Source organism: Streptomyces sp. NPDC058701, from assembly GCF_042715295.1.
In the GTDB taxonomy this organism is placed as follows: Bacteria; Actinomycetota; Actinomycetes; order Streptomycetales; family Streptomycetaceae; genus Streptomyces.
Map to the genome: position 1 here is coordinate 1 of NZ_JBHXSY010000071.1, position 22,115 is coordinate 22,115.

A 22,115-nucleotide genomic window follows, 5' to 3' on the forward strand; every position below is an offset into this window, starting at 1 on the left:
GCGGGGGGGCCCGCGGGGGTCGTCCGGCGGCCCGGTCATCCCCGCGCCGGGCGCCCGCGGCGGCCGCCCGGCGGCGCGGGGGGCGGGGGGGGGGCCCCCCCCGGGGGGGGGGGGGCCCCCCCCCTTCTGTGTTTCCGTGCTGGTCCGCCGGTGGGGCTAGAAGCCGCTCAGCAGACCCTTGAGGAGGGTGGCCGAGGGGAGTTCGGCGGGGGCCGGGCCGGCGTGGAAGAAGCCGGCGTTGGCCGCGTCCAGCTTGCGCGCGAAGTCGAACGCCTTGGACTCGTGCTCGCCGAAGGCGACGAACTGCCAGTGGACGCCGGGCACGGTGACGGCCGCCTCGGCGAGGGCCAGCCGGGCCGGCTGGCGGTTGTCGGGGGCACCGTCGACCTGGAAGAGGACGAGGGCCGGACCCTCGCCGCCCGCCTTCTGGTAGTGCTCGACGACGGCCTCGACGGCCACGTGGTAGTTGGTGCGGCCCATCCGGCCGAGCGCGGCGTGCCGGGCCTCGACCCAGGAGGCGCGGTGCCCGTCGAGGGTGAGGTCGGCGGTGCCGTCCACCTCCGTGGAGAAGAACACGGTGTGGACCGTGGCCTCGTCGTCCAGGTGGGCGGCGAGCGCGAGGGCGTGGTCGGCGAGGTGCTGGGTGCTGCCGTCCTTGTAGAACGGGCGCATGGAGCCGGACCGGTCGAGGACGAGGTAGACCTTGGCGCGGGCACCCGCCCGGCCCTTGCCGCGGAGCACCTGCGCGGCGGCCTTGTACGCAGCGGCGACCCCGGGGGCCCTGCGGCGTACGGCGGCGGCCGCGTGGGCGGAACCCGCCAGCCCCGGCACGGCGGCCGCGGCGACGTCCAGGACTTCCGGTGCCACCGGCTCCGCCTGGACGGCGACGGGCTCGGGCGCGGCGACGGGCTTCGGCGCGGCGACGGGCTCGGGCGCGGTGACGGGCGCCGGCGCGGTGACGGGCTTCGGCGTGGGCACCGCGACCGGCTCGGGCTCGGCTTCCGGCTGGGCAGCCACGGGTACGGGCTCGGCCGTCGGCTCGGGAACGGCGACGGGCTCGGGGGCGACGACCGGCTCGGGGGCGACGACGGCGACGGGCTCCGGCTCGGGCTCCGGCTGGGCTGCCACGGGCGCGGCAGCTGCCTCCGGCGCGGCCGCCACGGGGGCGGCGACGGGCTCCGCTTCCGCTTCCGGGGCGGGGGTCGGCTCGGGGGTGGCGTCCACCTCCGGTGCGGGGGCCGCGGCCGCTACCGGCTCGACCACGACGGGCTCGGCCGCTACCGGCTCGGCCGCGACGGGCTCGGCCGCTACCGGCTCGGCCGCGGCGGGCTCGGGGGCCGAGGCCACCGGCTCCGCTTCGGCTTCCGGCGCGAGCGCGGCAGCGGTGTCGGCTTCCGGCGCGGTGGCTCCGTCCCGGGCCTCGGGTGCGTCCTGGGCGGCCTCCCGGGGCTCCGGGGTGGAGCCCTCGGCGGCCGGGGCTTCCGGCGCGGCAGCGGCCGTCACGGGCTCCGGCTCCGTTTCCGGCTTCGGGGCAGCGTCAACGTCGGCGGCAGCGGTGGTGTCCGCGGCCGGCGCGGGGGTTTCGGCCGCGGGGGAAGCCGCGGGGTCCGGCTGGGCCGCGGACGGCGCCGGTCGGCGGGCCTCCGGAACCGTGGGGTCCGGGGTCGTCGCCGTGAGGAGGGTGCCCGGTTCGCGGTCGCGAGGGGCGGATTGCGGGGGGACGGTGGGGTTGTCGAAGGACGCCGCCACCAGTTCGGCCGCCGCGTCCAGGGGAGTGCGTTCCGCCTGGCTCGGGAAGGCCGGGGAAGTGGCGTCCGACGTTTCCGGAACCGGTTCCGTAGACCGTCCGAACACCTTGCGCAACAAGCTCCGAATACCCATGGGCCAGGCCTTTCGCATGAGTGCGTGAGTCATATGTCCGTGCTGCGCGGATGATCCCTGCCCAGAGTGGACACGTAAGGTTATCGGCCGCCCGGCTGGAACTTCGGCAGGGGCGCCTTTCGTGGCGCCCGGCTCCCATGAGGTTCCCGCCCCGGCCCCGAACTGCCTCTCCGCCGCGCCGGGTTCACCGCCCGTTCATCCTGCGGCCGCCGCATCGGCGCACCCCGCGCCTAGCGTCACGGCTGGATTGATTCCGACACGTTGTCGGCGCCCACGCAGCCTCGGAGGACACTCGTGCGCAAGCTTCTGCCGCTCATCGGCAACCCGCATGGGAGCGGCCGTTCCGCTCTCACCTGCCGCTACCGCTGCGGTGACGCATGCTTCCACGAGGTGCCGAACACCAGCGACAACGAGTACGCCGGTGATGTCATAGCCCGCGCCTACTCCCGCCGCTCGATGCTGCGCTCGGCCGCCGTCGTCACGGTCGCCACCGCCGCCGGCTCGGCCGTCACCCTCGGTGCCGGCGGCGGCCAGAGCGCCAACGCGACGCCCACCGCCGAGGCCGCCCACGGCGCCGGCCGGCCCGGCGAGGCCGCCCGCGGGCTGCGCTTCACGCCCGTCGCGCCCAACACCGCCGACAAGGTCACCGTCCCCGAGGGCTACGAGCAGAACGTGGTGATCCGCTGGGGCGAGCCGATCCTGAAGGGCGCGCCGGGTTTCAACGCGGACCGGCAGACCGCGGCGGCGCAGGCGGGGCAGTTCGGCTACAACAACGACTTCCTGAGCCTCCTCCCGCTCGGCGGTGACTACGAGCGCCAGCAGCTGCTCGTGGCCAACCACGAGTACACGGACGAGATCCTCATGTTCAAGGGCTACGACCCGGCCAACCCGACGCGCGAGCAGGTCGAGATCGCGTGGGCCGCGCACGGCCTGTCCGTGGTCGTCGTCCAGGAGGACCACCGCAGCGGCAAGCTGACCGCGGTCCCGCGCCACCAGCTCAACCGCCGCCTGACGGCCACCAGCGAGTTCCGGATGACCGGCCCGGCCGCGGGCGGCGCCCTGCTGAAGACCTCCGTGGACGCCACCGGCACGAAGGTGCTCGGCACCCTCAACAACTGCGCGGGCGGCACCACCCCGTGGGGCACCACCCTGCACGGCGAGGAGAACTTCAACCAGTACTTCGCCAACGCCGGCCAGGTCACCGACCCGGTTCAGGCCGCCCGCCTGAAGCGCTACGGCGTGACCGCCGGCGCCACCGAGCGCAAGTGGGAGCGGTTCGACAAGCGCTTCGACACGGCGCAGGAGCCCAACGAGTCGCACCGCCACGGCTGGGTCGTCGAGCTCGACCCGTACGACCCGAAGTCCACCCCGCGCAAGCGCACCGCGCTGGGCCGCTTCAAGCACGAGGCCGCGCAGCCCCGTCTGACCGAGGACGGCCGTCCCGTCGTCTACATGGGCGACGACGAGCGCTTCGACTACTTCTACAAGTTCGTCTCCAGCAAGCAGATGAAGAAGGGCAACAGCCGCGCGGCGAAGGAGCACAACCTCACGCTCCTCGACGAGGGCACCCTCTACGTCGCCAAGCTCTCCGGGGACTCCCCGGCCGAGCAGTTCGACGGCACGGGCAAGCTCCCCGCCGACGGCGAGTTCGACGGCTCCGGCGTGTGGATCAAACTGGCCACCGGCAACGTCTCGCACGTCGAGGGCATGACCGCCGAGGAGGTGTACGTCTTCACGCGCCTGGCCGCCGACAAGGTGGGCGCCACCAAGATGGACCGCCCCGAGGACGTCGAGCCCTCCCCGCGCACCGGCCGCGTGTACGTCGCGCTGACCAACAACACCGACCGCGGCAAGCCCGGCAAGGAAGGCGCGACGGAGTCCAACCCGCGCAACCTGAACAAGCACGGCCAGATCCTGGAGCTCGCCGAGAACTTCGACGACCCGGCGGGCGACGGATTCGCCTGGCGGCTGTTCCTGGTGGCCGGCGACCCGAACGACCCGGCCACCTACTTCGCGGGCTTCCCGAAGGACAAGGTCAGCCCGATCTCCTGCCCGGACAACGTGGCGTTCGACCCGCACGGCAACCTGTGGATCTCCACCGACGGCAACCAGCTCGGCTCCCACGACGGCCTGTTCGGCGTCGCGACCGCCGGTGACCGCCGCGGCGAGCTGAAGCAGTTCCTCACCGTCCCGCGCGGCGCCGAGACCTGCGGCCCGATCATCCAGGACAAGCGCGTCCTGGTCGCCGTCCAGCACCCGGGCGAGATCGACGGCGCGTCCGTCGAGAAGCCCCAGTCCGTGTGGCCCGACGGCCCCGGCAAGATCGTCCGTCCGGCGGTCGTCTCCGTGTGGCGCAAGGACGGCCGCAACATCGGTGTGTGACCCGGCCGGTTGACCGGTGGTACCGGGCCCGTGGGCGGTGTTTCACGTGAAACACCGCCCACGGGCCGTTCAACTGCCGTCCGGCGGCACACCGGCGGGGAGCGTGAGGGTGGTCAGCGCGCCCCCGTCGGGCGCGTTGGAGAAGTCCACCGCGACGTCCAGCACCGCGGCCTGGCCGGCCGCGATCGTCAGGCCCAGCCCGTGGCCGCGGCCACGGCCGGGGTCCCCGGTGCGGAACCGCTGCGGTCCCTGCTCGATGAGTTCGGGCGGGTACCCGGCCCCGTGGTCGCGGATCGCCACCACCGGCCCGTCCACGGTCACCTCCACCGGAGGCTGACCGTGCTTGTGCGCGTTGACCAGGAGATTGGTCAGGACCCGGTCGAGCCGCCGCCGGTCGGTCAGCACGACCGCGTCGCGCACGATCCGCACGGAGACGGTCAGCCGGGTCCCGGCGACGGCCCGTGCCACCGCCCGTCCGAGATCCACCCGTTCGAGGTCGGCCCGTTCGACGCCCGAGTCGAGCCGCGAGATCTCCAGCAGGTCCTCGGTGAGCAGGTGCAGGGCCTTGAGCCGGTCGACGATCATCTCCTTGGGGCGGCCGTCGGGCAGCAGCGAGGCCGCGGCCAGCGAGCCCGTGAGCGGCGTGCGCAGCTCGTGTGCGACGTCGGCGGTGAAGCGCTTCTCCGCCTCCAGCCGCTCCTGGAGCGACCCGGCCATCGAGTCCAGCGCCTGCGCGACGTCCCCCACCTCGTCCTGGGCGCGGCCGGAGCGCGGGCCGTCGGCGTCGGCCCGGAGGCCCACGCGGGCGTCCAGGTCACCGGCGCTGATGCGGCGGGCCACGGCGGCGGTCGTCGCGAGCCGGCGGCTGATCCGGTTCGCGAGGAAGAGGCCGGCCAGGGCCACCACCCCGGCGGCGAGCGCCGAGGAGGCGAGGATCGCGGTGTCGACGTCGCGCAGCCGCTCGCGGGTCTCCTCGTACGGGACCCAGACGGCGAGGGCCTTGTCGTCGGCGGGGGTGGCGGCCCACATGACGGGCCGGCCGGCCCGCTCCCCGGCCATGCTCCCGGTCTCGCCGCGCGCGACCACCTCGCGCAGCGGCCGCGGCAGCGCGGGCGGGTCCAGGGCGACGTTCACGTCCCCGTGGGCGGTGCCGTACTGGTAGTGGCCGACGGCGTGGTCCAGGTCCCGGTCGGCGTCCTTGCGGACCTCACCGACGATCTGCCGGGCGACGACGTTGTGCACCAGGACTCCGAGCGCCGCCGCGACCATGCAGCACACCATGGTGGTGGTCAGGGCGATCTTCCAGCGCAGGCTGTTCAGCGCGCGCATCGCGACCCGTCGGTCCGCAGCGGGGTGTCGGTGATGGCGGGGCACTCGTCGAGCGTGAGCTGGGACAGGTTCATGATTCCGGCGTCGGGGTCCCACACGTAGTCGGAGACCGAGACGTAGTCCGGGTTCGAGGTGGGCTCGCGGACCGCGAGGTGCTCGGCGGCCACCTCGACGCCCTCCAGGACCGCCGTACGGGACAGGATGCGGGCGATGGAGCCGTCGTCCCGGACGGTGTAGACACGCAGCTCGCTGACCCGGCCGTCGAGGTCGACCGCGGTGATGAGTTCCTCGCGGCCGTTGCCCGTCAGGTCGTGCAGGACGCCCGGGCGCACCGGGCAGTCGGCGTCGGCGGCGCCGGTGCACAGCGCGAGCCGCTGGGCGGCGCGCGGGTCGACGGGGCGGCCCGCGCCGCCGCCCCGGGCGGTGGCGGAGGTGATGTCGGCGCGTACGACGGCCAGCGGGTCCACGCCGCGCATGGTCAGGGCGGGCACCTTGGGCAGACCGGGGACGACGGAGGCCGTCCCCGTCGTGCCGCCCGGGCCGGGCGGGGACGGGCGGATGTCCTTCCAGAGGGTCTTGGGGGAGCGGACGGTCCCGAGGTCGCCGTCGTTCTGCAGCCCGTCCACGTCGGCGCACCCGGACCCGGCCGTCAGGGCGGCGGCGAGGGCGATCACGGCCGGGGCGCGGTGCATGTACCGATGCTCCCCCGGGGCCCGCCCCGCGGCCCGCCCGCGGGTCCGTTCGGGTAGCGGGGGCCGGGTTCGGGAGGTCGGTGGCCGCCGCCCGCGGGTCAGCCGGGCGGGTGGGCGAGGGCGTGGGCCGCCGCGACCTCCTGGTGGACCGGGGCCAGGACGCCCGACGGGTCGCCCCCGGGGCCGGCGCCGACCCGTACGGGGACGGTGCCGCGGCGGACGCCGTCGGCCAGGGACCGCAGCTGCCGCGTCACCTGCTCGACCTCGTCGGCCGCGGGCGCCCCGGCCCCGTGGTTGACCCGGACCCGCGCGGCGGTGGTCGCGTCGACGATCCGCTCGACGGCGACGACCAGCGGCCACCAGGCGGCGGCCCGCGCCCCGATCGGCGGGGGCTCGGTCAGGGCCCGCTGGAACTCGCTGCGCAGGCCGGACAGGTCCCGGTAGATGCGCCGCCGGGCCTGGAGCCGGGCCGTCCGGGCGGCGGGCAGCGCGGACGGGTCGGGGAGCGGTGCGAAGGCCCGCTCGACGTACCGGGCGGCGTCGTCCACGGTGTCGGCGAGGCGGTCCCCGATCCGGGTGCGCCAGCTCTCGGGCCACAGGAGGTACCCGGCGACGAGGGTGATGGCGCAGCCGATCAGGCTGTCCAGCAGCCGGGGACGGATCAGGTCGAAGCCCTGGTGGTTGAGCTGGTCGGAGAGCAGCAGGATCACCGGGGTGATCGCGGCGGTCTGGAAGGCGTACCCCTTGGCGGAGAAGGCGGGGATCAGCGCGGCCAGCACCATCATCACCGGCACGGCCCACCAGCCGCGCGGCACCTCGGCGAGCACGGCGGCGGCGAGGACGAGGCCGACCGCGGTGCCCAGGGCCCGCAGCACGGCCCGGGAGAAGACCGAGCCGAAGTCGGGCTTGAGGACGAAGGTGACGGTGAGGGCCACCCAGTAGGACCGCTCGACCTCGATCAGCGACACCAGGCACTGCGCGAGCCCGATGCACAGGGCCAGCCGCAGCCCGTACCGCCAGGAGGCCCGGGAGAACATCATGTCGCGGACCGCCCGGCGGGCGCGGACCCGCAGGGTGGCGGGCCGGCCGAGGCGGTCGTCGACGTTGTACGGGTCCGGCTCGGCGAGCAGCACGGTGGTCGCCGCGTGCCGCAGGGCGGCGTCCAGGGCCCGTTCGGCCTGACCGTGCGGTGCGGGCAGGACCAGGTCGGGGGTGCCGGTGCGGCCCTCCTCGACGGCGGCCGCCAGCTCCCGGACGGCCGCCGGGACCTCGGGGGGCAGCGGGCGGCCGCGCAGGTGCACGGCGGGCGCGGCCTCCACGAGCGGGATGACGACGTTGAGCTGTGCCAGCATCCGCACCAGGGAGGGACTGCGGCCGTGGACCCGGGCCCGCCGGCCCAGGACCAGGTCGTAGGCCTGGTTGAGGGCCTGGGTGACCCGGAGGCGGTGCTCCTCGTACGCGGCGTCGCCCGGGGACTCCAGGCTGTCGGCCAGGGCCCGGTAGGTGGCGGCGACGGCTGCGCGCTCCGGCTGCCGTCCGCGCAGGGGCCAGCCCAGGAGGCTGAGGGCGAGGACGAACAGTCCGCCCGCGGTCATCAGCAGCGGCGCCGTCCACCACGGGCTGGGCAGCGGGAGGCCGGCGCCGATGACGGCGTTGAGCAGGAGCAGCAGTCCGGACACGGACGCGACGGTGCCGATGGAGGAGATCATCCCGGAGACGAGGGCGATCAGGGTGAGGACGCCGACGGCGAGCCAGCCGTGCCCGAAGACGAGGGTGCCCAGGGCGACGCCGACGGCGCCGACGAGCTGGGGGACGGCGATGTTGAGGACGCGCATACGGTAGGCGTCGGCGGTGTCGCCGATGACTCCGGAGAGGGCGCCCATCGAGACCAGCGCGCCGTACTCGGGCTGGTCGAGGGCGAAGCCGACGGCGAGCGGTGCGGCGAGGGCGACGGCCGCGCGCAGCACGGCGGCCCACGGGATCGGTGCGCTGCTCGGCCGCAGCCCGTTGAGCAGCCAGGAGGGTGGGGCCAGGGGATGGTTCCGGGAGGTCCGGGACGCTATCCGTCCGGTGCGTTCGGTGCTCATTCCCGCTTCCGTGCCGCCGCTCGCGAATCGATTCTTCTGGGCGCTTCTGCGCCGTAATGCATGCGTTGGTGCCCGTACCTCCCGAGCTTAGGGGGTCCGGCGCAGCCGGCCTGCCAGCCAGGCGGCCAGGGCGGCTGCGAGCCCGACCGCCAGCACCGACCAGGCGGTGGTGCGCAGGAAGGCGGTGAGGGCGTCGTAGACCGCTCCCGCGGCGGGCCGGTCGATGTCGGCCGGCAGGTCGTCGAGGGTGAGCCGGCGGCCCACCTCGACCGCGATCCACAGCAGTCCGGCGCCGACCGCGAGTCCCAGGCCGGTCGCGATCACCGCGCGCCTCCGGCGGACGGCGACGGCGATGGCGGCGCCGGCCAGCACCAGGGTCAGGACGGGGAGCCAGACGCCGGCGATCTGGAGCATGCGGAACCCCTTCCGGAGCGAGCCGAGGTTGTCGTACTCCATGACCTCCACGGAGACGCGGGTCACCGGGATGCGGTCGGCGAAGGGCACGCCGTCGCCGACCAGCTCGTTCTTGACCTCGGCGATGACGGGCGCGAGGTCGATGGAGACGGCGTTGCCGTCGCCGGTGGTGAGCGCCTCCAGGAAGGCGGCGTGCGCGGCGCGGTTCGCGGCGTCCCAGGCGGTCCGGTAGGCGGGAGTGCCGGCGAAGGAGCGCAGGGCCTCGCCGAGCAGGGCGTCGACCCCGCCCTGGAACGGCCCGGCGTCGATCTGTCCGGCGAGGGCGCGGGAGGCCTGGGTGACGACGACGTTCCGGACGGCCGGGTCCGTGGCGAGCGGGGACATGGCCGCGGTGTAGCGGTCGGCGTCGCCCAGGTCGCGGTCGGCCCAGTACGCGACGGCGCTCGCGGGCACGAGGAGCGCCACGAGCACGATCAGTACCGCCGACAGGATGGTGCGCACGTCACCAGGGAAAGCGGGCGGGGCCCGCGGCGCGAGCGGTGGTGCTGCGCTCGGGTGGCGGGCGGGGCGCGGGAGCGGCGCCGTCGAGGGACCCGAGGAGGCCTTCCGGTGCGCGGAGATCCGCGGCCAGGGCCCCGGCGGAGCCCCGGCCGGAGCGGTCGGCGTGGCGGACACCGGGGACCCTCGGCCCGTCCCGCCCGCACCGGTTGCCACCTGCGCCTGTGCCATCGCACACGCCATGACCCGGGCCGAACCGGCCTGGCGGCAGGCCCTCGCGGCCCAGGACCTCGACGGGATCCGGCAGCAGGCCGAACGCCAGGCCCCCGAGGCCCCCACCCGGCTCGCGGCGCCCTCGCCGGGGCCCCACGCCCGGCCGGCACCGGACCCGGCCACCGGCACCGGACCCGCCCACCGGCAGCGGTCGCGTCCCACGTACGGCAACGGAACCAGGAAGCCGGAGATGACGCGCAGCATCACCAACCCGGCAGGACTCCACACCCCGACCGGCTACGCCCCCGGGGCACCGAACGGCCTGCCCAGACCCTCATCGGCGTGGCCGCCCTCGCTCTGCCGGGCATGCTCTTCGAGGTCGACGCGGTGGCGGTGCGCGGCTCCCGACCGCGTGATCCACTTGCCGGTCGGCAGCGGCGGGTGTGCCCTGGATGATGGGAGAGAGGAGCCCGTCATGGCACATGCGGCACCCACCGCCCCCGGGCGGCAGCACCGCCGGACGGCGGACACGGCCCACCACACGAGCCGGAGCGCCGTCGCGCGCCCCCTGCTCGCCGGACTCGTCTACGGCGTCTGGGCGGCCTTCATCGAGCGCCAGACGGGCCCGGTCGACGCGGGCAACGTCCTCTACGGAATCCTGTGCGGCGCGATCTTCGCGGGCATCATGTTCGCCCTCGCCCGGATCGGCTCCCGGATGCGGCGTGAGGTCCACGCCGCCGCGTACGGGGCGTTCCTCGGCATCGCCGTCGGGTACCTGCACAGCCTCACCGACGCCAGCGTGCTCCGCTCCACCGCCATCGGGCTCGCCGTCGGGGTGGGCGTGGGACTGGTGGCGTTCTACCGGTACTACACCCACGAGGACTGAGTCCCACGCGTTCCTCCGGCCATGCGATCGAGACCACCGGCCTCGTCAAGGTCTTCGGTGACAACCGGGCCGTCGACGGGGTCGACCTCAAGGTCCCCGAGGGGACCGTCTACGGCCTGCTCGGCCCCAACGGCGCGGGCAAGACGACCGTGGTGAAGATGCTGGCCACCCTGCTGCGCCCGGACGGCGGGGAGGCCCGCGTCTTCGGCCGCGACGTCACCCGCGACGCCGACGCGGTCCGCGGCCGGGTCAGCCTCACCGGCCAGTACGCCTCCGTCGACGAGGACCTCACCGGTACCGAGAACCTGGTGCTGCTCGCCCGGCTCCTCGGGCACTCCAGGCCCGCCGCCCGCGGGCGCGCCGCCGAACTCCTCGACGCCTTCGGCCTGTCCGCCGCGGCCGGCCGGCAGGTCAAGCAGTACTCCGGCGGCATGCGGCGGCGCATCGACATCGCCGCGTCCATCCTCAACACCCCCGACCTGCTCTTCCTGGACGAGCCCACGACCGGCCTCGACCCGCGCAGCCGCAACCAGGTCTGGGAGATCGTGCGCGCCGTGGTCGCCCAGGGCACCACCGTCCTGCTCACCACCCAGTACCTCGACGAGGCCGACCAGCTGGCCTCCCGGATCGCCGTCATCGACCACGGCAGGGTGATCGCCGAGGGCACCAAGGGCGAACTGAAGGCCTCCGTCGGCTCGGGCAGCGTCCACGTGCGGCTGCGCGACCCCGAACGGCGGGGCGAGGCCGTGCGCGTGCTGGCCGCCGTACTCGATGAGCCCGTGGTCCCGGATCCGGACCCCGTCGCGCTGACCGTCCGCGTGGACGACGCCGGATCGGCCGCCGCGGCGCTGGCCGAGCTGGCGCGGGCCGGGATCGTGGTCGACACGTTCGCGCTGGGGCAGCCCAGCCTCGACGAGGTCTTCCTCGCGCTGACCGACGACAAGGGGGCGGCATGAGCGTCCACACCGAGCAGTCCGGAGCGGGCGGCGGCCGCCCGGACGGCGTCGGGATCGCCCAGGAGCAGGACTTCACCGCCCCGCACACCGACCGGCTCGCCGCACTCCTCGTCTCCGGCCGCCGCCCGCCCCGCCCCGGGGCGCTCTCGACCTCGCTGACCTTCGGCTGGCGGGCCGTCCTGAAGATCAAGCACGTCCCCGAGCAGCTCTTCGACGTCACCGCGTTCCCGATCATGATGGTGCTGATGTACACGTACCTCTTCGGCGGTGCGCTGGCCGGCTCCCCGGGAACGTACATCCAGACCCTGCTGCCCGGCGTCCTCGTCATGTCGATCGTGATGATCACGATGTACACGGGCGTCTCCGTCAACACCGACATCGAGAAGGGTGTCTTCGACCGCTTCCGCACGCTCCCCATCTGGCGACCCTCGACGATGGTCGGCTACCTGCTGGGCGACATGCTGCGCTACGCCATCGCCTCCGCCGTCATGCTGGCCGTCGGCCTGCTCATCGGCTTCCGCCCGGAGGGCGGGGTCGTGGGGGTCCTCGCCGGGGTGGCGCTGCTGATCGTCTTCGCGTTCGCCTTCTCCTGGGTGTGGACCATGTTCGGGCTGCTGCTGCGCAGTGAGAAGTCCGTCATGGGCGTGAGCATGATGGTGCTCTTCCCGCTCACCTTCCTCAGCAACATCTTCGTGGACCCCAAGACCATGCCGGGCTGGCTCCAGGTGTTCGTGAACAACAGTCCGGTGACCCACCTGACCACCGCCGTGCGCGGGCTGATGGCGGGGGAGTGGCCGACCGCCGCGATCGCCTGGTCGCTGGGGTGGGCCGGGCTGCTGGTCCTGGTCTTCGGTCCCGTCACGATGCGCCTGTACAACCGCAAGTAGCGGGCCTTCCGGCCGCGCCTCCCGCCGGGCCGCACCTCCCGCCCGGCCGCACCGCCCGCCGGGCCGCACCGCCCGCCGGGCCGCACCGCCCGCCGGCCCGTGCCGAACGCGGGGTGGTACTTCCGGCGGGGCCGTCCGGTACCTCCGGCCGAGGCGACCGGAGGGCCGCGAAACGCACACTGGCAGTGGCGCCGGTTCCCGCGCCCCGTGGTCGAACCTCACGCGACCACTCTCCGCTGCCGGGAGGTGCGGGAACCGGCGCCGTTCCACGTCCGGAGCCGGCGGGCACCGGCGGGCGTGCCTACGCGGCCGTGTCCGCGGCCGCGGTCCGCTTCGGTTCGCTCTCGGGCTCGGCGGCCACAGCCGCCGTCGTGGGCGGGGCGGAGGGCTCGGCCTTGCGGGCCGGAGGGGTGAAGCGGGCGGCCTCGGCGCGGAGCATGGCGTTCAGAGCGGCGTACGGGTCGATGGGCATGGCGGAACCTCACGGTGTTCGAGGGGGGTGTGGGGGTGCGCTGCTGCTCGGCCCGCTCAGCAGCGCAGGACCACACTCCGTACGGCCCGCGTCGACACCACCGGCTCGGCCGCGGCCCGGCCGGGCCCACAGGCCGGCCCCGGCTCGGGATGTTTCACGTGAAACACGGCCGCCGACAGCCGTCGTACGCCCGGTGCCCCCCGCGTCACCGTCCGTACGGCCACCCGCACCTCGGGTTCGGCGGCCGGGTCGGACGATCCCTCGACGGGCTCCGCGGGCGCGGGGGAAGCGGGTCGGTACTCGGCGGCCGTCGCGGCGGCCGGACCGGCGCCGAACACGCACAGCAGGACGACGCAGACCACCGTCAGGACCCTGGTCAGGGCCCCGGCAGGGGCTGTCCGCGCGCTCCGCCTCCCGATCATGCGAGGGGTGTGCCCCGACACGCCGGGCGGCTCCCGTCCGGGGGCCGAGAAGCCCCCGACCGGCGGAGGAAGTCACCCCCCACGGCGCACAGTGCGCCACGCCGGGGTCCGGGGCTCCGGACCGGGCGGGGGTCACACGACGATGAGGGCGGCGCCCATCAGCGCGGCAGCGAGGTGCATGGCCGGGTGGCCGTGGTCGCCGTACCAGAGGTGGCGGGCCAGGCCGCCCAAGGCGGCGAGAGCCGCGATGACACCGATCTGACCGAACAGCGTGACGGCGGTGAAGGGGGCCAGGAGCAGCAGGAGCGAGTTCAGCCAGAACGGTGCGGCGCCCGTCCAGCCCCGCCACTCCCGTATCGCCGTCGGCATGTGCTGCAAATCCCCTCATCGTCAACCGGTCGGCTGCACAGCCTCCTTGGGTGAGGAAGCCGACGCAAGGGTCCCTTCGGCTAGATGTCGGAAGGCCAGGCCGAAAGTCGCCCACAGGGCGGCCCGGATGGCCCCTGACGGGCCGCGCGGGCCGCCGGAACCTGCTGGTGCGCCCGGAGCCGGGATGGCGCGCCCGGACGCAGGACGGCCCGGACCCCGCGGGGCGGTCCGGGCCGGGCGGGAGCCGATGGGCTACGCGACGATCCAGTCGGACGTGGCGATCACCGGCTGCACGCCGTCGCGGTGGACGGTGCCCTCGATGAGGCCGTACATCCGGTCCGCGGCGAAGTAGACCTCGTTGTCGTTCTTGAGGCCGAAGGGCTCCAGGTCGACGAGGAAGTGGTGCTTGTTGGGGAGGTTGAGGCGCACCTCGTTGACCCTGGGGCAGTGGTCGAGCACGCGCTCGGCCATCTGGTTCAGGGTCTGCTGCAGCGAGTAGGAGTAGGTCTCCGCGAAGGCTTCCAGCATGTTCTTGCGGACCTTCTTGTAGGACTGGTCCCAGTCGTGCTCCGCGTCGTCCGCGGCCAGCGCCGAGTGCGCCCAGCGGGCGGTCACCTTGGTCGCCAGGATGCGGTCGTACGCCTCCTGCAGCGTCGTGTACTTGTCCTTGATGTAGCCGTGGAACTCGGAGTTCGTCGAGTTCATCACCGTCAGGTCCTTCAGGCCCGAGATGACCTGGAGACCGGTCGTCTCGCTGTAGGTGACCTGCGCGGTGCGCACCTCGGTGCCCTTGAGGGCGAAGGAGTGCTGCTCCTTGCGGGTCGGCACCGGGATGCGCTCCCAGGCGAACTCCTCGATGCGGATCTGCGCCTCGCGGATCGGCTGCTGCGAGGAGACGAAGTGCTTGGCGAGCAGGATGCCGAAGGCCTCGGGGGAGGCGATGCCGTGCTCCTTGCCGAAGGCGTACACCGTGTTCTTGGTGGTGTCGGTCGGCAGGCAGTTGGCGTTGTCGCCGGTGAGGTGGACGTCGCGGAACTCGCCGCGGAGCGCGACCGAGACGTTGAGGTCGCGGATCTCGTGCCAGGAACCGTCGCTGCCCTTGCGGGTGACCTTGACGATGCGGTTCTCGGCCTTGCCGTACTGGTTCTGCGCCAGGACGTGCTTGCTCATGCTGTCTTCCTTCGGGTACTCGGGAACACGGAGTCCGGTCGTCTGGATCCCGTACGCCCGGCGTCCAGCGGTCTCAGCCCGCTCCCCGCCGTTCGGCCCCGAAGGACCGCCCCGGGACTGACGTGCATCCCGGTCCGTAGGTGCTTCGGCCCCGCTTTCGACGGCGGGACCTGCACGGATTGCAGCACGCGCGGGGTGTCCCGGCCACGGCACGGATCCTCCGAACACCGGCACCCACGGATTGGGCGACCCCACAGAAGACCAGGTCAGACGGTGTGCGCGTCCGCCACGGTGAGGGCCTCGTCAAGGACGGCCAGCCCCTTCGCCACGTCCTCAGGCGCGATGTTGCAGGGCGGCGCGACGTGGATGCGGTTCCCGGCGGTGAGCGGCCATAGCCCGCCCTTCTTGCAGGCGGCGGCGAACTCGGCCATGGGCGCGTTGTCGGCCCCGGCCGCGTTGTAGGGGACCAGCGGCTCGCGCGTCTCCTTGTCCCGTACGAGCTCCAGCGCCCAGAAGGTGCCCAGCCCGCGGACCTCCCCGACCGACGGGTGCCGCTCGGCGAGCGCGCGCAGGCCGGGGCCGAGCAGTTCGGCGCCGGTGCGGGCGGACTGCTCGACCGTGCCCTCCTCCTCCATGACGTTGATGGTGGCGACGGCGGCCGCGCAGGCCAGAACGTGCCCGGAATACGTCAGCCCGCCCGGGTAGGGCCGGCGGGCGAAGGTCTTGGCGATGGCGGCGGAGATGGCGACGCCGCCGAGCGGCACGTATCCGCTGGTGACGCCCTTGGCGAAGCAGATCAGGTCGGGGGTGACGCCCCAGTGCTCGGAGGCGAACCACTTTCCGGTCCGCCCGAAGCCGACCATGATCTCGTCGAGGACGAACACGATGCCGAAGCGGTCGCAGAGCGCGCGGACCCCGGCCAGGTAGCCGTCGGGGTGCACGAGGACGCCGGGGGCGCCGCCGACGGTCTCCAGGATGATCGCGGCGATGGACTGCGGACCCTCGAAGACGATGGTGTCCTCCAGGTGGCGCAGGGCCCGCTCGCACTCCTCGGCCGGGTCCGCCGCGTAGAAGGGCGAGCGGTAGGCGAAGGGGCCCCAGAAGTGCACGACGCCGGCGGTGGCGCTGTCGTTGCCGAAGCGGCGGGCGTCACCGGTCAGGTTGATCGCGGTGGAGGTGGCGCCGTGGTACGAGCGGTACGCGGACAGCACCTTGGTCCGGCCGGTGTGCACTCGGGCCATGCGGACGGCGTTCTCGACGGCCTCGGCGCCGGCGTTGGTGAAGAAGATCTTGTCGAGGTCGCCCGGGGTGCGTTCGGCGATCAGCCGGGCCGCCTCGGAGCGCACGTCGACGGCGAAGCCGGGCGCGACGGTGCAGAGCTTGGCCGCCTGTTCGGCGATGGCCGCGGTGACCTTGGGGTGCTGGTAGCCGATGTTGGTGTAGACGAGGGCGCTGGAGAAGTCGAGGAAACGGTTGCCCTGGTAGTCCCAGAAGTACGAGCCCTCGGCCCCCGCGACGGCGAGCGGGTCGATGAGCTCCTGAGCCGACCAGGAATGGAAGACGTGCTTCCGGTCGGCTTCTTTCACGGCGGCGAGGGCGTCGGCTCCTGGGTTCATGAAACGAGGGTAGTTGTCCAGGATGTGGACCTCGGCTCACCTCCGGCGGACGCGCTCGAGCCGTGGCACGGGCGCGGAGCCCGGGGCGGGGATGCGGCGTGCTCGGGCGCCGGCGCCGGATCGTCCAGCGGGACGAACGGCGTCACCCCCGCGTGGCCGACCGGGTTGCCGAGCCGTCCGCAGGCGTCGGTGTGCTCCGCGCGACCCGCCGCGCATCCGCCGCGCCGGAGGCGTCATCCTGGAGGCGGACGGCCGCCGGCAGCTCGGCTGCCAGGGCCTTTCCCGCGTCCACGCGGTAGGCGGCGTCGGCGACGGCGCGGATGTCCTCGGTGCTCGGCCGGTGCTCGGCCGGTGTGCGAGGACCGCTCCGACGCCCGAAGAGGAGCCGGGGATCGGGGCGCCGCAGCTCCCGGCCATTGCATTGGGCCGGGAGTTCTTGATCCTATCGACCATACGGATCTTAAATTGCCGCATACCGGAATTAGTTTTCCGAGATGTGAAACTCTGGAGGATGTAGTGACGCAGGGGTTCGGGATTGGCCGACCGTGGCGGGGGTAGGTGCGGCCGGGACGGCGGAGACAGGAGGACCGGTGGCCGAGCAGACGCGGAGACTGGTCCTGGGCGGTGCCACCGCCGGGGTGGTCAGCCGCTGCCGTGACTTCACCCGCAGGGCGCTGGACGACTGGGCGTGGCCGGGCGGCGCGGAGTCGGCGGAGGACGTGCTGCTCCTGGTGTCCGAGGTGGTGACGAACGCCTGCCTGCACGCCGGGGGCCCGCGCGAGCTCGTGCTGCGGCACAACGCCGAGCGGCTGCGCATCGAGGTCAGTGACGACAGTCCCGAGATTCCCCGTCGGCGGCTGCCCGGCGACCGGTCCCTGCCGGGAGGGCACGGACTGATCGTGGTGGAACGGCTCGTGCGGAACTGGGGTGCGCAGCCGTTCGGGGACGGGCAGCCCGGCAAGACGGTCTGGCTGGAGATTCCTGCGCGGGGGACCCGGGCGTAGGCGCAGCGGCGGGGCCGGTGGAGCCGTGGTCACGGGTGGAGCCGTGGTCACCGGTGGTCCGGTGGTCCGGGTCTCCGGACGCCTCGTCGGCATCATCGGCCTCGTCGGTGAGGAGGCCCGTGCGCAGCCGTGCCAGGGTCCGGTTCAACAGCCGGGACACGTGCATCTGCGACAGGCCGAGCCGTTCGCCGATCTCGGACTGCGTCAGTTCCTGCCCGAACCGCAGCGCGAGCAGGGTCCGCTCGCGTTCCGGCAGGCCGGCGAGGATCGGCTTGAGGGACTCCAGGCACTCGATCCGGTCGTACGCCCCGTCCTCCTCGCCGAGGGCGGGCCGGCCGGCGTAGGCGTCGCGGTCGCCGTCGTCCTGCACCGGAGCGTCCAGCGAACGCGCGGAGTAGGCGTGCGCCGCCTTCCGCCCCTCCACGAGCTCATCGGCCGTGACGTGCAGCTGCGCCGCGAGCTCGGCGTCGGTCGGTTCGCGGCCGAGGTCCTGCTCCAGCGCGTCGTGCGCCTTGGCGGTGTCGATCCGCAGTTCCTGGAGGCGGCGGGGCACCCTGACGGCCCAGCTCGTGTCCCGGAAGAACCGCTTGATCTCACCGCTGATCGTGGGCATCGCGAACGAGGTGAACTCCACGCCGCGCTCCGGGTCGAACCGGTTGATCGCCTTGATCAGGCCGATCGTGCCGACCTGGACGATGTCCTCCATCGGCTCGCTGCGACCGCGGAACCGGCGGGCGGCGTACTTCACGAGGCTCAGGTTCAGCTCGACGAGGGTGTTGCGGACGTAACTGAACTCCGTACTGCCCTCCTCCAGCCCCGCCAGCCGCTGGAACAGGGCCACGGACAGGGACCGGGCCTCGTGGGTGGCGACGTCTGTGAGTTCTGTTCGGTGCATGGCACTGCGCTCCTCCGACGGTGTGACCCGGGGGCGCCCGGGGCGCGGCGTCGCGCTGTCCCAGGGGATATACCCGCTTGAACCCACCCATACCCTACCCCTGACCCGCCCGGGTCACCCTGCGGCACCGGCGCCCCCGGGTCACTTCGCGGCCTCGGCGTACAGGCGGAACAGCCGGGGTCCCCCGGCCGGGGCGTCCGCCCGCAGCCTGTCCCACGCCCGGGCCGCGGCGGCCCGGGCCACGGCCCCCGGCCAGGGCTGCGGGAGCAGCTCAGGCGGGAGCAGCGGGTCGGGGAGCATCGCGGCGGAGAACGCCGCGGCGAGCGCGACGGCGCGCGCCAGCGCCGCGGCCCCGTCACCGTCGGGCCGGTCCGCCCCGTCACCGTCGGGCCGGTCGCCGTGCGCCCGCTCGCCGTCCGGCCGTGCCCCGGCGTCCGTCGGGGCCGGTTGTGCGGGTCCGCCGTGCCCTCCGGGGCCCGACGGGCCCCCGGCGCGCTCCGGCCCCTCCGGAGCCGCCGACAGCCGCAGCAGCGGCTCGTAGCGGGCAGCGATCCCGGGCAGGGGCCACAGCCGGGCGGCGACGGCCACCGGGTCCGCCGTGCCGCCCACTTCCAGGTCGCGGGTGGTCAGGCAGGTCAGTGCCTCCGGCAGGCCCAGTTCCGCCGCGTGGCCGCGCACGTACGGGCCGATCGCGTTCGGGGTGACGTACAGCCCGCCCTGCACCGGCGCGGCCCCCAGCCCGGTCAGGGCGTCCCGCAGCGAGTCCCGGGCGGCCCGGGCGGATTCCGGTACGGCGAACGCGAAGGCGTGCCAGGTGCCGTCCCACGGCTCCAGCCCGCGGTCCTGGCGGTACGCGTGCCGTACGAACTCCACCTCCGGAACGGACGGCAGCCCGGGCCCCGACCCGGCCGCCGCCGTCATCCGCAGCACGGCCCGCCGCCCGCGCCCCCCGACGGTGAACCGGCCCTCCGCCTCCAGCCGCTTCACGCACAGCCGCACCTGCTGGTCGGTCATCCCCAGCAGGCCGGCCACCTCGTACAGCTCCCCGCCGTCGACCGTCCCGTCCTCCCTGACCAGCGCGTGCACGACCATCCGGGTCGGCACGCCGCCGCCCGCCACACCGCTGCCCGGCAGGCGGCCGCCGGGTCCCGTCGTGCCGGCCCCACCCGTGCCGGCCGCCGCCGGTCCCGTGCCCGTCGTCGTCCCGCTCACCGCGCCACCTCCTTGTGCATCGTCGTCACGGCCGCGAATCCGAGGACGTCCCGCAACCACGGGGTGCGCCGCACCGCGACCGCGCGGAACCCGTGCCGCTCGTACAGTGCCCGCGCCCGGGGGTTCTCCGCGACCACGTCGAGCCGGATCCGCCGGCACCCCTGCTCCACGGCCACCGCCTCGACCTCCCGCAGCAGGAGTCCGCCGATGCCCCGGCCGCGCTCGGCCGAGTCGACGGCGATGCCGTCCATGAGGAGCTCGCCGCGGGCCGGGGTGCGCTCCATCAGCGCCAGCAGGAACACCCGCCAGACACCTCTGACCTGCCCGTACGCGGCCCTCACCGCGGCCGCGTCGCCCCCGACCAGGCCGCGGCCGGCGAGGTGGTAGCCGGCGAGGCCCACCAGCCGCCCGCCGGACAGCGCGCTCACCGCGCGGTCCGCGTGCAGGTGCCCGGCGATGAAGCGCCGCCCGGCGTCGGCGGGGCCCAGGGCGGCGCCGAGCTTGCCGCCGAAGGCCTCCCAGTACAGCTCGGCGACGCGCTGGCCGGTGCCCTCGGGCACCCCGCGCCGGACCTCGGTGTTCTTCTCCGTCGTCATGCGGGCAAGTTTAGTACGTTCATTGTCGCTACGATCGTTCTTTGAGTGAACGAAATGGAGGAGTTTCCGTGATCCGGTTCCGCACGTCCCGCCCCCGCCCGGCCGCGCCCGGCGGCAGCGGCCCCCGCCCGCCCCGCCGCAGGCTCCGTACCGCCCTGTTCCGCACGGCCGCCGCACTTCTCGCCGCCGCGCTCCTCCTCACCGGCGTCGTCCTGTGGCAGCACGACTACGGCCTGCGCGAGGAGCGCGTCACGGTCCGGGCCGGCGGGAACGACCTGCGGGGCGTGCTCGCCACCCCCGCCGGCCGAGGCCCCGGCCCCTTCCCGCTCGTCGTCCTCGTGCACGGCGACGGCGAGGTCGACGCCACGCACGAGGGGTTCTACCGGCCGTACTGGGAGGCCTTCGCGCGGGCCGGGTACGCCTCGCTCTCCCTGGACAAGCCGGCCGGCTGGCTCGGCCAGAGCATGGACGACCGGGCCCGCGAGACCCTCGACGCCATCGCCTGGGCGGCCCGCACCCGCCCCGAGGTCGACCCCGCCCGGATCGGGCTGTGGGGCGCCAGCCAGGCGGGGTGGGTGATGCCCAAGGTGGTGGCGCGGGCCCCGGCGCCCGGCGTGCGCTTCGTCATCGCGGTGGGCACCGCCGTGAACTGGCACCGCCAGGGGGAGTACCACCTGCGCGCCGGACTGCGCGCCGAGGGCGCCGACGCCGAGCGCACGGCGCGCGCCCTGCGCACCCGGGAGGACACGCTGTCGCTCCTGCGGCGCGGGGCGGCGTTCGGGGAGTACCGCGCGAGGCCCGACGCCGACCCGCAACTCACCGCGGAGCGCTGGGCGTTCATCAGCCGGAACCACACCGCGGACGCCACCGCCGACCTGCGGGCGATGCCGCCCGTGCCGGTGCTGCTGATCTCGGGCGCCGACGACCTGAACGTGGACGGCGCCGAGACCGAGGCCGTCTACCGCGGCCTGCTCGCGCCCGGAACGCTGACCGTACGCCGCTATCCGGAGGCCACCCACGCCCTGGTCCGCACGCCGGTCGAGGGCTCAGCGTGGCGGCTGGCGCTGACGGCGGTGTTCGCGCCGCGCGCCCTGTTCCCGCCCGGCCTCCTCGACGATCAGCGGCGCTTCCTGGAGGAGCAGCGGTAGGTCAGCGGCGGGGGAGCAGCGGTAGGTCAGCGTGGAGGAGAAGCGACAGGGGCGGCGGAAGCGGAAACGACGAAACGCCCCCGGATCGGATCCGGGGGCGTTGCGCCTCACTTGTCGGAGTAGCTGAAGTCTCCGACCGTCCAGGCACCGACGTCCCTCAGCGCGATCCGGTACATCCCGCCCGTCTCGGGGATGCCCAGGGTGCCCTGGAGGATGCGCGCCACGTGGAAGTGCAGGTGGGACGGGGTCGCCCCGACGGCCGGCCCGGGTGGGCCGGCCGGATCGGGTGACCTGAAGATGTCCGCGAACGGGCCCAGTTGGTCGGAGTCCCGCAGGACCTCGGCCACGCGCTGACGCCAGACGCCCTCGGGTGCGAGGCGGCCGGTGATCACGGCGCCGTTCACCACGACGGTGAGGGACATCTGATTGCTTTGCTCCGACTCGACCATGGTGGCGATATCGACGAGCAGGTCATCAGGGATCGACATGGGCACGGACTCTAGCAAGGGGCTCTCAGACGTTGGTCGGGGACCCGAGCAGCGCCGAGGCCTCCTGCAGCGGGGTGAGCGCGGGCGCCGGGACGGGCGCGGCGATGTCGCGGCAGGTGAAGCCGAGGCGGGCCAGGGCCCGCGTCACCTCGGCGGCCGTGAAGTCGCGTCGGTCCTGACGGGTGATGACCTCACCGACCTGCTTGACCGGGTAGGACCGGCGGCCGATGATCACGGACGCTCCCGTGACGGGCTCGGGCTTGATGCCCTTCATCGACTGCTCGACCTCGCTCTTCTCGAGGTCGAAGGGGTATCGGGCGATGACGAAGCGCATGATGCCTCACAGACTTGATGGGGTGCGCGGGGACGACGGAGCGGAAGCGGAAGGCGGGCGGGCGCGGCCCGGTCAGGCGGCCATGCCGTGCGCGCGCCGGCGCTCCTGCGCGGGGCGGCTGCGCCGTCCGCGGGTGGAGGCGGAGCTGCGCTTGGGCCGGTCGG

20 protein-coding genes and 1 pseudogene are annotated in these 22,115 nt (G+C 74.1%); 6 read left to right on the top strand and 15 right to left on the bottom strand.

Annotated features, from left to right (window positions below; genetic code table 11):
- Positions 1–156 precede the first annotated feature (156 nt).
- Positions 157–1,503: a VWA domain-containing protein gene (locus ACFWW8_RS36070; protein ID WP_386536478.1), complete on the bottom strand. Its 1,347-nt coding sequence runs from the start codon at positions 1,501–1,503 to the stop codon at positions 157–159.
- A 672-nt stretch (positions 1,504–2,175) separates the two neighbouring features.
- Here ACFWW8_RS36070 and ACFWW8_RS36075 point away from each other — a divergent pair.
- Positions 2,176–4,263, top strand: coding sequence for a PhoX family protein (locus ACFWW8_RS36075; RefSeq protein ID WP_386536481.1), 2,088 nt, complete (start codon positions 2,176–2,178; stop codon positions 4,261–4,263).
- A 69-nt stretch (positions 4,264–4,332) separates the two neighbouring features.
- Here the strand turns inward: ACFWW8_RS36075 and ACFWW8_RS36080 are convergent, their stop codons facing one another.
- The 4 genes from ACFWW8_RS36080 to ACFWW8_RS36095 form a co-directional block, all read right to left on the bottom strand.
- Positions 4,333–5,592: a sensor histidine kinase gene (locus tag ACFWW8_RS36080; protein WP_386536484.1), complete on the bottom strand. Its 1,260-nt coding sequence runs from the start codon at positions 5,590–5,592 to the stop codon at positions 4,333–4,335.
- Positions 5,580–6,284 carry a hypothetical protein gene (locus ACFWW8_RS36085; protein WP_386536486.1) on the bottom strand — a complete coding sequence of 235 codons (705 nt, stop codon included), beginning with the start codon at positions 6,282–6,284 and terminating at the stop codon, positions 5,580–5,582. Before ACFWW8_RS36085 ends, ACFWW8_RS36080 begins: the two co-directional genes overlap by 13 nt.
- Positions 6,285–6,382: 98 nt before the next feature.
- Positions 6,383–8,371: an FUSC family protein gene (locus tag ACFWW8_RS36090; RefSeq protein ID WP_386536489.1), complete on the bottom strand. Its 1,989-nt coding sequence runs from the start codon at positions 8,369–8,371 to the stop codon at positions 6,383–6,385.
- Between the two features lie 87 nt (positions 8,372–8,458).
- Positions 8,459–9,286, bottom strand: coding sequence for a hypothetical protein (locus ACFWW8_RS36095; RefSeq protein WP_386536492.1), 828 nt, complete (start codon positions 9,284–9,286; stop codon positions 8,459–8,461).
- A gap of 685 nt (positions 9,287–9,971) precedes the next feature.
- On the opposite strand from ACFWW8_RS36095, the gene ACFWW8_RS36100 reads away from it, so the two are divergent.
- From ACFWW8_RS36100 to ACFWW8_RS36110, 3 genes are read left to right on the top strand one after another with little or no spacing between them, the layout of a single operon-like run.
- Positions 9,972–10,382, top strand: coding sequence for a hypothetical protein (locus ACFWW8_RS36100; RefSeq protein WP_386536495.1), 411 nt, complete (start codon positions 9,972–9,974; stop codon positions 10,380–10,382).
- Entirely contained in the window at positions 10,379–11,338 is a 960-nt protein-coding gene (locus ACFWW8_RS36105; RefSeq protein WP_386536522.1) for an ATP-binding cassette domain-containing protein, read from the top strand. The genes ACFWW8_RS36100 and ACFWW8_RS36105 overlap by 4 nt, the downstream gene beginning before the upstream one ends.
- Positions 11,335–12,225 (top strand): ABC transporter permease, encoded by an 891-nt coding sequence (locus tag ACFWW8_RS36110; protein WP_386536498.1) that lies wholly within the window; start codon positions 11,335–11,337, stop codon positions 12,223–12,225. The genes ACFWW8_RS36105 and ACFWW8_RS36110 overlap by 4 nt, the downstream gene beginning before the upstream one ends.
- 301 nt (positions 12,226–12,526) lie before the next feature.
- Here the strand turns inward: ACFWW8_RS36110 and ACFWW8_RS36115 are convergent, their stop codons facing one another.
- The 5 genes from ACFWW8_RS36115 to ACFWW8_RS36135 all read right to left on the bottom strand — a co-directional run bounded on the left by ACFWW8_RS36115 (position 12,527) and on the right by ACFWW8_RS36135 (position 16,274).
- Complete coding sequence (locus tag ACFWW8_RS36115; RefSeq protein ID WP_386536501.1) at positions 12,527–12,697, bottom strand: hypothetical protein; 171 nt, start codon at positions 12,695–12,697, stop codon at positions 12,527–12,529.
- Between the two features lie 56 nt (positions 12,698–12,753).
- Positions 12,754–13,119: a hypothetical protein gene (locus ACFWW8_RS36120; RefSeq protein WP_386536503.1), complete on the bottom strand. Its 366-nt coding sequence runs from the start codon at positions 13,117–13,119 to the stop codon at positions 12,754–12,756.
- Positions 13,120–13,251: 132 nt separating this feature from the next.
- Entirely contained in the window at positions 13,252–13,488 is a 237-nt protein-coding gene (locus ACFWW8_RS36125) for a hypothetical protein (protein ID WP_386536506.1), read from the bottom strand.
- Positions 13,489–13,740: 252 nt separating this feature from the next.
- Positions 13,741–14,658 carry a factor-independent urate hydroxylase gene (gene pucL / locus ACFWW8_RS36130; protein ID WP_386536508.1) on the bottom strand — a complete coding sequence of 306 codons (918 nt, stop codon included), beginning with the start codon at positions 14,656–14,658 and terminating at the stop codon, positions 13,741–13,743.
- A 266-nt stretch (positions 14,659–14,924) separates the two neighbouring features.
- Positions 14,925–16,274 carry an aspartate aminotransferase family protein gene (locus ACFWW8_RS36135; protein WP_386536509.1) on the bottom strand — a complete coding sequence of 450 codons (1,350 nt, stop codon included), beginning with the start codon at positions 16,272–16,274 and terminating at the stop codon, positions 14,925–14,927.
- 719 nt (positions 16,275–16,993) lie between these two features.
- Here ACFWW8_RS36135 and ACFWW8_RS36140 point away from each other — a divergent pair.
- Positions 16,994–17,278, top strand: a complete 285-nt coding sequence (locus ACFWW8_RS36140; protein ID WP_386536525.1) for an ATP-binding protein — start codon at positions 16,994–16,996, stop codon at positions 17,276–17,278.
- A gap of 100 nt (positions 17,279–17,378) precedes the next feature.
- Here ACFWW8_RS36140 and ACFWW8_RS36145 read toward each other — a convergent pair.
- The 3 genes and pseudogenes from ACFWW8_RS36145 to ACFWW8_RS36155 all read right to left on the bottom strand — a co-directional run.
- Positions 17,379–18,260 (bottom strand): annotated as a pseudogene (locus ACFWW8_RS36145) (SigB/SigF/SigG family RNA polymerase sigma factor); the annotation flags it as partial.
- A 54-nt stretch (positions 18,261–18,314) separates the two neighbouring features.
- Positions 18,315–19,265 (bottom strand): PaaX family transcriptional regulator C-terminal domain-containing protein, encoded by a 951-nt coding sequence (locus ACFWW8_RS36150; protein WP_386536526.1) that lies wholly within the window; start codon positions 19,263–19,265, stop codon positions 18,315–18,317.
- Positions 19,266–19,381: 116 nt separating this feature from the next.
- Positions 19,382–19,981 (bottom strand): GNAT family N-acetyltransferase, encoded by a 600-nt coding sequence (locus tag ACFWW8_RS36155; RefSeq protein ID WP_386536511.1) that lies wholly within the window; start codon positions 19,979–19,981, stop codon positions 19,382–19,384.
- A gap of 68 nt (positions 19,982–20,049) precedes the next feature.
- Between ACFWW8_RS36155 and ACFWW8_RS36160 the strand changes: the two genes are divergently transcribed.
- On the top strand, positions 20,050–21,129 hold the full coding sequence (locus tag ACFWW8_RS36160) for an alpha/beta hydrolase family protein (protein ID WP_386536514.1): 1,080 nt from the start codon (positions 20,050–20,052) through the stop codon (positions 21,127–21,129).
- A gap of 107 nt (positions 21,130–21,236) precedes the next feature.
- On the opposite strand, the gene ACFWW8_RS36165 is transcribed toward ACFWW8_RS36160, so the two are convergent.
- Together ACFWW8_RS36165 and ACFWW8_RS36170 are read right to left on the bottom strand one after the other, a co-directional pair.
- Positions 21,237–21,617 (bottom strand): hypothetical protein, encoded by a 381-nt coding sequence (locus tag ACFWW8_RS36165; protein WP_386536517.1) that lies wholly within the window; start codon positions 21,615–21,617, stop codon positions 21,237–21,239.
- A 25-nt stretch (positions 21,618–21,642) separates the two neighbouring features.
- Complete coding sequence (locus ACFWW8_RS36170; protein WP_386536520.1) at positions 21,643–21,951, bottom strand: SCO5918 family protein; 309 nt, start codon at positions 21,949–21,951, stop codon at positions 21,643–21,645.
- Positions 21,952–22,115: the final 164 nt, after the last annotated feature.